Raw genomic sequence first — 12,073 nt, forward strand, 5'->3', positions numbered from 1 at the left:
GAACTCCTCATCGGGGTTGAGGTGCGCCGAGATCCGCGAGAAAGCCCCGGAACAGCAGGGCTTGGAGGGGTTTTACTGAGGCTGCGAATCGTCCCTAGCTGACGGGCACAGCGGGCGGCGTCTTTCGGGCGAGCACGAACGCGATGTACCCGGCTACGATCTGCACCGCGCCGACGATGATCCACAACGTCGTCTGCGGTAGAGCCGCGTAGAGCAGTCCGAAGGCGAGCGGGCCGGCGCCGCTGCCGACATAGGTACCGATCTGCACGACGCCGGTCGCGCTCGGGGTGGCCGGACCCGCCACCCGGGACACCACGAAGTGCGTGAGCCCCGGCCAGCCCCAGCCGATACCGAGGGCCAGCAGCATGCCCGCCACGAACGTCCACTGGGTGTCCACCGCCATGAGCAATACTCCGGCACCGCCGATGAACATCATGGCGGCCACGGTGGCGAGCGCGAACGTGCTGTTGGCCCGGTCGGCGATTCGGCCGACGATAACGCGCACGACGACGCTGAGCAGCCCGGCGACGCTCAACAGAATGCCGGCCCCGGCCAACGGCAGCCCGCGCTCGATGCCTGTGATCACCGCATACGCAGTCACGGCACCGGTGGCAGCCGCCGAGAGCGTGGTGACGCTGGCCATCAGCAGCAGGTATTTCATCAGCGGCGGGGTCAGCGGCACGTGCGAACCGCCGAGCCGGGGACGCGCGAGCTCCCCCCGCGGCACAGACCACCAGAACAGGCCTCCTACGGCGAGCGCGAACAGGCCGGCGAGGCCGAACCCCCAGTGCCAGCCCAAGGTGAGCGCGAGCGCCGGCACCGCCAGCCCGGCCAGGAACGCGGCAAACGGAATCGCCGACTGCTTGATGCCGAACGCGGTCGCGAGCATTCCGCGCCGCACCCGCAGGTTGATCAGCTGATTCGCGGCAGGATGGCTGATGCCGTTGCACACACCACCAACCGCGGCCCACACCAGCAGCCAGGCCCAGGACGGCACCAGAAAAGCCGATCCAATCAGGCTCAGCGCGCCGACCGCTACCCCGAACAACGTTGTGGAACGAATTCCCAACCAGGACACTACGCGCCCGGCGAGCACTGACATCATCGCGGCGGCGGCCCAATAACTGGCCACGGCCGCGCCCAGCACCCACTGCGGCGCCGGAATATCGAGCTGGATCCGCACGAACAGGGCGCCGAGCAAAAACACCGGAAGCCCGCCCGTGATGGTGGCGCCCATTGCGAGAACCACTGCGCGAGTGCCCGACTGGCGCCGGAACATCACTTGCGCACGAGCGCTCGCGTGTCGGCGCTGCCAGAACGGATGCTCGCCCCCACCTGACTGTGCAGCGGGGTGCCATTCGCTGAATCGACCGCGTCGGCGGGCACCACATCTAGCCACATTCTTCCATCGTAGGCCGGAGGACAGCATCGTCCGGGCCACACGACCGGCGAGGTCGGGGCATCCGATGAATAATCCATGCGCAGCCCTGGCACGCTGCGCAGGGCAGAATAAACGGATGAGCGACGCCGGCAACTTCGTGGATCGCACGCTGCCGTACGAGGCCACCCGGGAGCGGGCGGCCGAGGCGCAGGCCGGTACGCTTCAGTTCTATGGCGCCTCGGTAGGGGCTGGGCGGGGAACCAACGTTGACGATTACGGGGTGTGCACGAGCGCAGCGGGGTACTCGGCGGGCGGCATGCCCAGGTCCTGAGTTGCTCGCGCGTAGGCTGCGCATATGCGCGCAATCATCGTAAGCTCCTCCGGCGGGCCGGATGCCCTCACCCTCTCGACCCTGCCCGACCTGGAACTCGGGGCCCACGACATTCGAGTGGAGGTCGCTGCGGCGGGCGTGAACCGAGCGGATATCATGCAACGGCAGGGCCACTACCCCTCGCCCGCCGGCGCGCCCCAGTGGCCGGGGTTGGAGGTGTCTGGCGTGGTGATCGAGGTGGGCGACGACGTGACTCGGTTCGGCATCGGCGATCGCGTCTGCGCGCTGCTCTCTGGCGGCGGCTACGCCACCGAAGCCGTGGTGCACGAAGACCTGGCGTTGCTGGTGCCACTGTCGATGGACCTCATCGACGCCGCAGCCCTGCCGGAAGCCCTGGCCACCGTGTGGTCGAACGTATTCATGGCCGCTGAGCTCCAGCCCGGGGAAACGTTGCTCGTGCACGGCGGCGGAAGCGGAATCGGCACGACCACCATTCAGCTCGCCCGGCTGCTCGATGCGCGCGTGGCCGTGACGGCCGGGTCAGCCGAGAAACTCGCCGTGTGTGAGAGCCTCGGGGCAGAAGTCCTGATCAATTATCGGGAGCAGGACTTCGTCGCCGAGATCACCGCCGCGACCGACGGGCGGGGCGCCGACGTGATCCTCGACATCATGGGCGGCTCCTACGCGGCACGCAACATCGAGGCGGTCGCGGTGAACGGGCGCATCATGGTGATCGCCAACCAGAGTGGTGAACCGGCCACGTTCGACCCGTTTCGCCTCATGCAAAAGCGCGCCCGCTACTGGGGCACCACCCTGCGCGCGCGGTCGCACGCCGAAAAGGTCGCCATCATGCGTTCGCTCGAGTCGGCGGTCTGGCCGTGGATCGCCTCGGGCGAGTTTCGACCGGTGATCGACGATCGATTCTCATTCGCGAATGCAGCGGATGCGCACCGCCGGCTGGAAGCATCCGCTCACGTGGGCAAGATCGTGCTGGTGCCCTGACCGCGACGGGGCAGTGCCCGAAGAGGGGCCGCGCCGCTCGGCGCAACCCCTCTCTGGCCAGCCTCGACGACTACGCCGGCTTGTCGGCCAGCTCGGCCGCCGCGGCCGCACGTGCAGCTTTAGCCTCGGCCTTGGCAACGGCCGCGGTTGCCTTGAGGTCGGCGTCGATCGCGTCGACGAACGCAGTGTGCCTCCCACCGGGCAGCCAACCCTTGTTGACGACCTTCACCTGGAACAGGCAAGCTGTGAGCACCAGCACCACACCGATCAGCACGGTGAGAATTACACCGATGGCGGTGTTGCCACCAGACAGGCTCACACCGATGAGCGCACCGAACCAGCCGAAGTCGGTGTCGCCGAAGGTGCTGTTGGCGAAGCCGAAGCTACCCAGTACCAGCAGCAGGATGGCGGGCAGGATGGTGATGAGAATTCCATTGACGAAACCACCGACCATGGCACCGACGCGACCACCGGTGGCGTTGCCGTAGACACCGGCTCCACCACCCGTGAAGAAGTGGGGCACCATGCCGGGCAGAATCAGCGCGAGACCGAACACCGGGCCAAGCCAAATGGCCAGCACACCGAGGCTGAGCAGGCCGCCGGCGAAAGACGCGAGGAACCCGATGAGCACGGCGTTTGCCGCAAAGGGGAAGACGATCGGAATGTCGAGCGCCGGGCGCGCGCCGGGAACAACCTTTTCGGCGATACCTTGGAAGGCGGGCACGAGCTCGCCGAGAATGGTACGCACACCATAGAGAATGATGGCCACACCCACACCGAACTGCAGTGCCTGGGCGAAGGCAGCCATGATGAACGCGCCGGCATCGATGGAACCGAAGATGCCGAGGGCATCCGCTCGGGGAAGCGCGATGAGACCCCAGATGGCGAAGACCATGTAGATGGCAACCATCGAGACCGAGGTAGCCACCATGGAGTCACGCAGGAACCGCAGGTTCTGCGGAAAGTTGATGTGCTCGGTGCTTTTGCTGCGCTTGCCGACAGCCTGGCCGACGGCGCCGGCGGCGATGTAGCCGAGGGTGCCGAAGTGGCCAATGGCGATGGTGTCGTCGCCGGTGATGCGCTTGGTCCACGGCTGGGCGAAGGCCGGCATGACGACCATGATCACGCCGAGCAGGCCACCGCCGATGACGACGACGAGCCAGCTGAGCTCGGAACCGAAGCCAACCGAGAGCACGACCGCGAGCATCATGGCCATGAAGACCATGTGGTGTCCGGTGAGGAACACGTACTTGAGCGGTGTGAACCGGGCAAGCAGAAGCATCACGATGAATCCCACCACGAGCACGTAGGCGCTCGTCGCTCCGAATTCTTCGGCCGCTAGAGCGGTGATGACCTCGTTGGTGGGGATCACGCCCTGCGCGCCGGTGACCTTCAGAATAAGGTCCCCGAGGGGGGTCAGCGAGGCAACAACCACGCCGGCACCGGCGCCGAGAATGAGAAAGCCGAGGGCTGCCTTGAGGCTGCCGCCAATGATGGCGCCCGCCGGCCGGCGCAGGGCGATGAGCCCGACGGCGGTGATGATGCCCACGAGATAGGCCGGCACATTCAAAATCTGCTGGCCGATGAAATCCAGAATGACTAAGAACCACTCCATGTCGGGGCGCTCCCTCTCTTACTCAGTCGTGCGGTTGAAGAACGGATTATTCGAGTGCGCTGGTGAGCTTTTCGGTGATCTCGTCGAGGTCGAAGAAGTTGTCGATGACGATGACCTGGGCCTCGACGTCGCCGATTTCCTCGGCGAGCTCTTCGCTCGTGAGCACGATCTCTGCGTCGCGGGCCATGCCGCGGGCCACGCCGATATCAGCGGCCTCAACGTCGGCGTCGATGCCGAGCGTGCGCAGTACCTTTTCGGTGTTCATTTTCAGGAGAACGGATGTGCCGATCCCCATTCCGCAGACCGCGATGATCTTCATGAGTGTGCCTTTTCTGTGAGCAGTTCGGGGTTGGACAGGAGAGCGAGCACCTCGGCGGGCGAGCCTGCAGCTTTGAGCGCGGCGAGCAGGTCGGAGTTCATGAGTACCCCGGCGAGGGCCTGCATCATCTCGAGGTGGCCTTCATGGTCTGGGGCGGCCAGCCCGATGATGAGCGACACCGGGTCGTTCTTGTTGTGACCGAAGCTCACCGGTTCCTTGAGGGTGACCCAGCTGAGTCCGGCGCGCAGCACGGAGGGCGATGGCCGCGAGTGGGCGATGGCCAGGCCGGGCGCGATGACGATGTACGGGCCGAGCTTGTCGACGGCGGCGATCATTTCTGCCGTGTACTTGTCGGTAGTGACGCCGCCAGCCACGAGCGCATCGCCGGCCAGGGTGATCGCAGCCTGCCAATCAGCAGCGGCGACGTGCGTGCGAACGGACGCTTGGTCGAGGTCGGAAACGAGATTGACTGCCATGCGGTGACTCCTGATTCCGGCCTTCACACTGCAAGACCACATCGTCTGCGCCAAAATAATTAGTGCCGTGCCCAGAGCCTAATGCGAATTCGAAACTTTTGTCTACAAGTGATCCGAAGTCGGGGCGACAGACTCTAACGGGTGAGACGGCTGATGCGGTCGGCGTCGAAAAGAGCATCCTGGGCAATGAGCGAGGCGCCCAGCACACCCGCCTTGTTCCCGAGGCGACTCGGCTCCACAGTGAGGCCGGAGCCGGAAAACGCTCGCGCCTGCGCCAATAGCGCCTCGCGCAGCGACGACAGGTAGGGGTCACCGGCCTCGGCCAGCTGGCCACCGAGGACGATCATGGCGGGGTTCAGTAACCCAGCGACGTCGACGAGGGCCTGCCCAATCTCGGCGCCAGCCGCCGCGAGCAGCCGTACAGCGTCGGGTGAACCCATACGCGACAACGCCACGATGTCGCCGGTGGTGCGAATGCGATACCCGAGGGCATTGAGCTCGCGGCGAATGGCATAGCCGCTCGCGACCGCCTCGAGGCAGCCGTTCTGCCCGCAACTGCACAGCTCGGCGCCAAAGCGATAGCTGTGTGAGAAGTCGCCGGCACCGCCGCGGGCACCGCGGTAAACCCGGCCGTCGAGCACGAAGGCGCAGCCGATTCCGAGCCCCACCTTGAGCACGGTGAGGTCCTGGTGCTCGGGCCAGCCGAGCCGAGATTCCGCGACCGCCATGATGTTCACGTCACGGTCGACGGCGAAAATTGCAGTGAAGTCGGCCGGAAAATAGTTCTGCACGAGAACGTCGTTCCACTGCTCGTCGATCTGGGGGGCAGCGAGCCGGCCCGTGGCGGCATCCACTGGACCGGGTACGCCAATGCCGATCCCCCGCACCTCGGCGCGAGTCTTGCCGAGCTGGCGCAGCAGATAGTCGAAGACCTGGTTGGCCCAGGTGAAAACGGTGTCCGGGCCTTCCCAGAGACCGATGTCGGCTTCGTCTTCAATGAGAATCGTCGAAACCAGATCGGTGACGGCAACGCGGGTGTGCGAGCCGCCGATATCGACGCTGAGGAGCAGGCCGGCGTCTTTGTTGATCGCGAAACTTTCGGCCGGTCGGCCGCCGCGCGAGTCACTCTGGCCGGCCACGATGATGATGCCGGCCGCGAGCAGTTCGTCGAGCCGGCGAGCCAGCGTGATGCGTGACCAGCCGAGCTCGGCGATCAGTCCCGGCCGGGTGGTGGCCGTGCCCGCGCGAATGAAGTCGAGCACAACGCCCGACCCGGTCGACATGGCGTGTGCCACCAGGAACTCCTTTGATTGACTTAAGTATATTTATATACCAATGTGTGAAGTATGCCTGTGAAACCTCGCCGTGTCACCACCGATGTCGATGTTGATCGTGCCGCTGAAGCTCGGGCAGTGGCCGCCGCCATCGCCATTCCCGCCCATGTGGTGCAGTCGAAGGGACACGGACACGGGGGCACCGCGATGGCTCTCGCCCCACTCTCCCATGTGTTGTTCTCCCGCGTGATGCGCCACAGCCCGAGTAACCCGCATAGGGTGGCCCGCGATCGGTTCGTGCTCAGCGCCGGGCACGCCAGTCTGCTGCTCTACGTGCAGTTGTTTCTCACCGGCTACGGCCTCACCCTCGACGATATTGCGGCCAGTCGCAAACTGGGTTCACGTACCCCCGGGCATCCAGAGCACGGTCACACCGTAGGGGTGGAGATGAGCACCGGCCCGCTCGGGCAGGGTGTGGCGTCCGCTGTAGGAATGGCGATCGCCGCGCGCAAAGAGGCTGCCACGTTCACCCCCGCATCGGGCCTGCTCGACCACACCGTCTGGGCCCTCGCCGGCGACGGCTGCCTGCAGGAGGGCGTCTCGGCCGAGGCTTCCAGCCTCGCCGGCACACTCTGTCTCGACAATCTCGTGGTGATCTGGGACGACAACGGCGTGACGATCGACGGCCTGACGACGGATGCTTTCGACGAAGACGTGCTCGTCCGCTATCGCTCCTACGGCTGGCGGGTGCTGCAGATTGCCGACGCAACCGATCTCGACGAGATCGAACGAATATTGCGCCTCGCCGCCACTCGCACTGGTCGCCCCACCTTCGTAGCCGTGACCACTACCATCGGCGCACCCTCGGCGGAGTTCGGCGGGCAGCCGGCCGCGCACTCCGGCGGATTCGGCGCCGACGAGCTCGCCGCCGTCAAACGCACCCTCGGGTTCGATGGGGATGCCACCCTCGCGCAACTCGTCGCCCCCGAAGCGCTCACTTTCTGCCGCCGGGCCATGCAGCGCGGGCTCGATTTCGAAGCCGGCTGGGCCACAGATTTTGCCCAGTGGGCCGGTGAGAACCCCGACGCGGCCTCTACCTGGTTGGCTTTTCGCTCGGGCACCGACCAGACGGCTGCCACGGCCGCGCTCGATGCCGTAGAAGTCGCGGCACAGGACACCTTGGTGGCGACCCGCAAAACGAACGGGCAGGTCATCCAGGCGCTCGCGCCGGCGATGGCGCTCTGGGGCGGTTCGGCCGACCTGAGCGGCTCGACCAACGTGACCGTGCCGGGTACGGCCGTCTCGGCGACCAACCCCGGCGGGGATTTCCTGCACTTCGGCATTCGCGAGCACGCCATGGCCGCCATTCTGGGTGGCATCGCCCTGGCCGGACCGTGGCGTCCGTTCGGCTCGACCTACCTCGTCTTCAGCGACTACCTGCGCCCGGCGATGCGCCTCGCGGCACTCATGCGCCTGCCGGTCATCTACGTGTTCACCCACGATTCGGTCGCGGTCGGCGAAGACGGTCCGACCCACCAGCCCATCGAGCAGATCGCCTCGCTGCGCACGGTGCCACGGCTCGCCGTTATTCGACCAGCGGATGCCGCCGAAACCGTGGCCGTTTGGCGTCGCCTGGTCGCCCGCCCCGACGGGCCGGCGGCGCTCGTGCTCTCGCGTCAGGACGTGCCAGTCCTGGGATTTCGCAGCGGGCTTGATGCGGGCGTTGCTGCCGGAGGCTATGTGGCCTGGCAGAGCGGAACGGGGCGCGACCTGGCGTTGATTGCGACGGGCAGCGAGGTCTCCCTCGCCATTGCCGCGGCAAAGCGGCTCAGCACCGACGACCTGGCGGTGCGCGTGGTGTCGATGCCGTGCGTGGAGTGGTTTGCCGAGGCCGATCCTGTATATCGCGATGAGGTGCTGCCGCCCACGGTGCATGCCCGGGTGGCCGTCGAGGCTGGACGCAGCGATGGCTGGTGGCGCTGGGTCGGGTTGGAGGGTGAAGTCGTCGGCATCGATGAGTTTGGCGAATCGGGCAGCGGCACCGAAATCATGGCCGCGCGCGGTGTGACCGAGGATCATCTGGTAGCGGCCGCACTGCGCACGCTTGCGCGCAGCACCATCCGTTTGTAGACACCATCTCTCGAGCTATCGCTGTGGCCTGTCTTCGGCGCCCACGTCTTCTGAGGAAGTCGAATCTGTCACTCTGTGCCGCCGCAGGGTGAGTTATTTCAGTGCCGAGACGGTCGCCTGGCAGGCCCGAGTCGGGTCGGGTTCTCCCGGTGAGGCACGGACTGTGCACGTTCACGTGCACAGTCCGTGCCTCACCGGGCCAGCAAACCGGACGCGCGAGCAGTCCTCAAGCGGGCGCGTGCGATTCAGCGGGTGTAGTGCGACTCCTGCACCTCGTACACCGGGGTGTCGAGCCCCTCCATGCGTGCCTTGATCTGCAGTGCGAGATAGTTCGAGTAGTGCCGGCTCTGATGCAGGTTGCCGCCGTGAATCCAGAGTTGCGGCACGTTCGTGGGCTTCCACATGTTACGGAGCTCCCCCTCCCACGGCCCCGGATCCTTCGGGGTGTCGGAGCCGTAGCCCCAGCAACGGCCTACCTGGTCGGCGACCTCCGGTGACACCAGGTCGGCCAGCCATTCGTTCATGGAGCCGTACCCGGTGGCATACACGATCAGGTCCGCGTCTAGCTCGGTGCCGTCGGCGAGCACTACGGAGGTGGGCGTGATGTGATCGAGCTGACCCGATTTCACGGCGACCCGGCCGTCGATGAGCAGCTGCGATGCGCCCACGTCGATGTAATAGCCCGACCCGCGGCGCAGGTATTTCAGGAACAGGCCCGAGCCATCCGTTCCAAAATCCAAATCGAAACCAACGTCGCTGAGCTTCGAGTAGAAGTCAGCGTCACGCTGTGCCATCTGCTCGAAGACGGGGATCTGCGCGGACGGCAGAATGCGGTACGGCAACGAAGCAAAGAGCAGGTCGGCCTTCTCGGTGGTCACTCCGTTGGCCAGCGCCTCCTCGGAGTAGAGTCCGCCGAGCGCGAGGTCCATGAGCGAGTCGCTGCGGGAGATGTGTGTCGACGAGCGCTGCACCATGGTGACGTCAGCGCCATGCTCCCACAGGTCGGCGCAGATATCGTGGGCCGAGTTGTTCGACCCGATCACGACGGCCTTCCTGCCGGTGTAGTCGCCGCCGCCGGGGTGCTTCGAGGAATGGTGTTGTTCACCTGTGAAAGACCGGGCACCCGCAAAGACCGGCGTGTTCGGATACCCCGAGACGCCGAGCGCGAAGACCAGCTGCTTGGGGCGCAGCGTGACCGGCGTGCCGTCACGTACGACCTGAACCACCCACTCCTGGGAATCCTCGTCGAAGGTTGCCTTCGTGCATTCGGTGCTCGACCAGTAGTTGAGTTCCATGATGCTCGTGTAATGCTCGAGCCAGTCACCGATCTTGTCTTTCGAGGCGAAAACCGGCCAGTCCTCGGGAAACTTCAGGTAGGGCAGATGGTCGTACCACACCGGGTCATGCAGGTGCAGCGACTTGTACCGGTTACGCCACGAATCCCCAGCCCTGGCGTTCTTCTCGATCACGATCGTGGGAACACCGAGCCGGCGCATGCGGGCAGCCAGGCCGATGCCGCCCTGCCCGCCACCCACGATCACGCAGTACGGCTGTTCCTCGTAGCCGAGCCGCGCCTCCTGGGCGGTTTTCTCCTCGAGCCACGAGGTGCGGCCCTTCGCAATTTCGTGGGAGACGCCCTGCTCGCGGTTACGACCCTTCTTTTCTTCGAAACCCTTGAGTTCCTGCATTGTGGTGAGCAGTGTGTAGCACCGGCCATCGTGCAGGCGCAGGTGGGCGTACCCGCGGGCCTGGCCGGTTTCGAAGGTCACCCACGCTTCGGCAGCACCGGCATCCCCGGTCGCGGGTTCGGCGAGCGCCCAGTTGTGCGGGCGCACCTCGTCGAGGGTGGCGGCGAGCATCCGTTTGATATCGGCTTTGCCTTCGAGGGTCTTCAGGTTCCAGGTGAAGGACACGAAATCGCGCCAGTAGCAGTCGTCGGCGAACAGCGCCACGGCGCCGTCGATATCTCGGTTCTGCAGGGCCGTGTCGAACCGGGCGAGCCAGTTGTCGACCACGGTCGTCGGTGAATCGGGCATGTCACTCCTTTGTGAGCCAGCGGTAGGTCAGCCCCTCGTCGGACGCGACCTGTATGTTCAAGTACACGGCCACAGGGGTTACACCGGCGTTACACCCGGTGTTCCTGATCGGCGCCATCGTCGGATCCAATGGAGGAGACAGCGCATGCCCTACCGGCCGAGTACCCCCGTTCACACTGCTGGCCTGCGATTTTCCTGCCCCGAAGAATATGAACGGATGCTTCGCGCGGCCCACGAACGCGTTCACGCCGGTGCGCCACCGCCCGCGATCACCGCCGCCGTGTGGGAATCCTGGCAACGTTCCCTGGCCGCGGGCATCGACCCCGACCGGCACCTGCCTCGGCATCTGCACGAGGTAGCCGACGTCGTGGCGCTGCGCCGCGGGCATCCGCTGGAGACCGTGATGCCGGCGCTCCGCGAACTTCTGGCCGATGAGAGCACGGATGGGCAGCACCTGCTCGTGCTCACTGACGCTCGCGGCGAAGTACTGTGGCGGGTCGGCAGTCGCTCGGCCATGCGGCAGGCCGACGGGCTGGAATTCGTGGAGGGTGCCGACTGGTCCGAGGCCGGCGTGGGCACCAACGCCATCAGCGAAGTAGTGCTGAGCGGGCGCGCCGCGCAGTTGTTTTCGGCCGAACACCTCGTGCGCACGCACCACGAGTGGGCGTGTACGGCCTCACCCATTCGGGACCCGGATAGTGGCGTGGTGATCGGGGTTTTGAACGTGTCCGGGCCACTCAACACGGTCACGGCCGACAGCATGCGCATGATCAAGTGCGGGGTGCGGCTGGCCGAGGAGTTGTTGCGGGCGGCGCGACGAGAACCGGCGCGCAGGGCCGAGGCGGTGGCTGCCGGGCGATCATTGGTGGTTTCATCTGTCCTCTCGCTCGAGCTGCTCGGTGAGAGCCCATCGGTACTCAGCGCCGACGGCAGTCGGATGCCGTTGTCGCTACGCCGCGCGGAGATTCTGGCCCTGCTCGAGTCGCGGGAGCGCGGCTGGAGCGCCGACGAACTCGCCTATGCCGTTCATGGCGAGACCGGTTCCGCCGCGGCCATCCGTATCGAGATGCACCGTATTCGCCGGGTGCTCGGCGATGCGCTGGAATCTGCGCCCTATCGCCTCGCACCCAGTCTGCGCGGCTCGTCTGACTCGGCGCGGGTGTTACGACTGGTGCGCGGCGGGCAGGTGGCTGCTGCCCTCGCGGCGTACACCGCCCCGCTACTGGCCCGGTCGACCTGCCGGGCCATCGAACCGCTGCGCGCCGAGCTCACGAGCGCGGTGGGGGCATCCGTTCGCGCCAGTGGAAACGCCGAGCTGCTGCGTCTCTGGTGCGCAACCGAGATGGGCAGCGACGACCGCATCGCCGTGCCGGTCCTCGGCCAACTGGTCGGTTTCGCCGATGCCGCCTATCTGGCGTCGCTCGCCCGCCTCAGCCGCATCGACCTCGAGCTCGGCGGCTAGAGCGACAGGAATGGGTGCGTTTGAGCGGAAGTGCGGTGCGGCCCCGC

11 protein-coding genes are annotated in these 12,073 nt (G+C 66.1%); 4 read left to right on the plus strand and 7 right to left on the minus strand.

Annotated elements, in window-relative coordinates:
- Positions 1-94: 94 nt before the first annotated feature.
- Together CXY83_RS15500 and CXY83_RS18395 are read right to left on the minus strand one after the other, a co-directional pair.
- Entirely contained in the window at positions 95-1,237 is a 1,143-nt protein-coding gene (locus CXY83_RS15500) for an MFS transporter (RefSeq protein WP_158251903.1), read from the minus strand.
- 41 nt (positions 1,238-1,278) lie between these two features.
- On the minus strand, positions 1,279-1,401 hold the full coding sequence (locus CXY83_RS18395) for a hypothetical protein (protein ID WP_255408783.1): 123 nt from the start codon (positions 1,399-1,401) through the stop codon (positions 1,279-1,281).
- A gap of 65 nt (positions 1,402-1,466) precedes the next feature.
- Here CXY83_RS18395 and CXY83_RS15505 point away from each other — a divergent pair, with 65 nt between their 5' ends.
- Together CXY83_RS15505 and CXY83_RS15510 are read left to right on the plus strand one after the other, a co-directional pair.
- Positions 1,467-1,712 (plus strand): hypothetical protein, encoded by a 246-nt coding sequence (locus tag CXY83_RS15505; RefSeq protein ID WP_146069956.1) that lies wholly within the window; start codon positions 1,467-1,469, stop codon positions 1,710-1,712.
- Positions 1,713-1,736: 24 nt separating this feature from the next.
- Positions 1,737-2,714, plus strand: a complete 978-nt coding sequence (locus CXY83_RS15510) for an NAD(P)H-quinone oxidoreductase (protein ID WP_104198214.1) — start codon at positions 1,737-1,739, stop codon at positions 2,712-2,714.
- Positions 2,715-2,784: 70 nt separating this feature from the next.
- Here the strand turns inward: CXY83_RS15510 and CXY83_RS15515 are convergent, their stop codons facing one another.
- From CXY83_RS15515 to CXY83_RS15530, 4 genes are all read right to left on the minus strand, one after another.
- Positions 2,785-4,329: a PTS ascorbate transporter subunit IIC gene (locus CXY83_RS15515; RefSeq protein ID WP_104198215.1), complete on the minus strand. Its 1,545-nt coding sequence runs from the start codon at positions 4,327-4,329 to the stop codon at positions 2,785-2,787.
- Between the two features lie 46 nt (positions 4,330-4,375).
- The gene (locus CXY83_RS15520) at positions 4,376-4,648 is read right to left on the minus strand and encodes a PTS sugar transporter subunit IIB (protein ID WP_104198216.1); all 273 of its coding nucleotides are present in this window, start codon (positions 4,646-4,648) and stop codon (positions 4,376-4,378) included.
- Entirely contained in the window at positions 4,645-5,124 is a 480-nt protein-coding gene (locus tag CXY83_RS15525) for a PTS sugar transporter subunit IIA (RefSeq protein ID WP_104198217.1), read from the minus strand. Before CXY83_RS15525 ends, CXY83_RS15520 begins: the two co-directional genes overlap by 4 nt.
- 134 nt (positions 5,125-5,258) lie before the next feature.
- A complete protein-coding gene (locus CXY83_RS15530; protein ID WP_104198218.1) occupies positions 5,259-6,419 on the minus strand; it encodes an ROK family protein in 1,161 nt (386 codons plus the stop codon).
- Between the two features lie 51 nt (positions 6,420-6,470).
- Here CXY83_RS15530 and CXY83_RS15535 point away from each other — a divergent pair, with 51 nt between their 5' ends.
- A complete protein-coding gene (locus tag CXY83_RS15535) occupies positions 6,471-8,528 on the plus strand; it encodes a transketolase (protein ID WP_104198219.1) in 2,058 nt (685 codons plus the stop codon).
- Between the two features lie 245 nt (positions 8,529-8,773).
- Here the strand turns inward: CXY83_RS15535 and CXY83_RS15540 are convergent, their stop codons facing one another.
- Positions 8,774-10,564 (minus strand): NAD(P)/FAD-dependent oxidoreductase, encoded by a 1,791-nt coding sequence (locus tag CXY83_RS15540; protein ID WP_104198220.1) that lies wholly within the window; start codon positions 10,562-10,564, stop codon positions 8,774-8,776.
- Positions 10,565-10,709: 145 nt separating this feature from the next.
- Here CXY83_RS15540 and CXY83_RS15545 point away from each other — a divergent pair, with 145 nt between their 5' ends.
- Positions 10,710-12,026: a helix-turn-helix domain-containing protein gene (locus tag CXY83_RS15545; RefSeq protein ID WP_104198221.1), complete on the plus strand. Its 1,317-nt coding sequence runs from the start codon at positions 10,710-10,712 to the stop codon at positions 12,024-12,026.
- The last annotated feature ends 47 nt before the right edge of the window (positions 12,027-12,073 follow it).

It is taken from the genome of Cryobacterium sp. M15 (genome assembly GCF_002929675.1).
Classification (GTDB): domain Bacteria; phylum Actinomycetota; class Actinomycetes; order Actinomycetales; family Microbacteriaceae; genus Cryobacterium; species Cryobacterium lyxosi.

What these genes read in the sequence shown, in the direction of transcription:
- CXY83_RS15500 (WP_158251903.1), bottom strand. Translation starts at nt 1,237, where the DNA reads ATGGGCGCCACCATCACGGGCGGGCTTCCGGTGTTTTTGCTCGGCGCC.
- CXY83_RS18395 (WP_255408783.1), bottom strand. Translation starts at nt 1,401, where the DNA reads ATGTGGCTAGATGTGGTGCCCGCCGACGCGGTCGATTCAGCGAATGGC.
- CXY83_RS15505 (WP_146069956.1), top strand. Translation starts at nt 1,467, where the DNA reads ATGAATAATCCATGCGCAGCCCTGGCACGCTGCGCAGGGCAGAATAAA.
- CXY83_RS15510 (WP_104198214.1), top strand. Translation starts at nt 1,737, where the DNA reads ATGCGCGCAATCATCGTAAGCTCCTCCGGCGGGCCGGATGCCCTCACC.
- CXY83_RS15515 (WP_104198215.1), bottom strand. Translation starts at nt 4,329, where the DNA reads ATGGAGTGGTTCTTAGTCATTCTGGATTTCATCGGCCAGCAGATTTTG.
- CXY83_RS15520 (WP_104198216.1), bottom strand. Translation starts at nt 4,648, where the DNA reads ATGAAGATCATCGCGGTCTGCGGAATGGGGATCGGCACATCCGTTCTC.
- CXY83_RS15525 (WP_104198217.1), bottom strand. Translation starts at nt 5,124, where the DNA reads ATGGCAGTCAATCTCGTTTCCGACCTCGACCAAGCGTCCGTTCGCACG.
- CXY83_RS15535 (WP_104198219.1), top strand. Translation starts at nt 6,471, where the DNA reads ATGCCTGTGAAACCTCGCCGTGTCACCACCGATGTCGATGTTGATCGT.
- CXY83_RS15540 (WP_104198220.1), bottom strand. Translation starts at nt 10,564, where the DNA reads ATGCCCGATTCACCGACGACCGTGGTCGACAACTGGCTCGCCCGGTTC.
- CXY83_RS15545 (WP_104198221.1), top strand. Translation starts at nt 10,710, where the DNA reads ATGCCCTACCGGCCGAGTACCCCCGTTCACACTGCTGGCCTGCGATTT.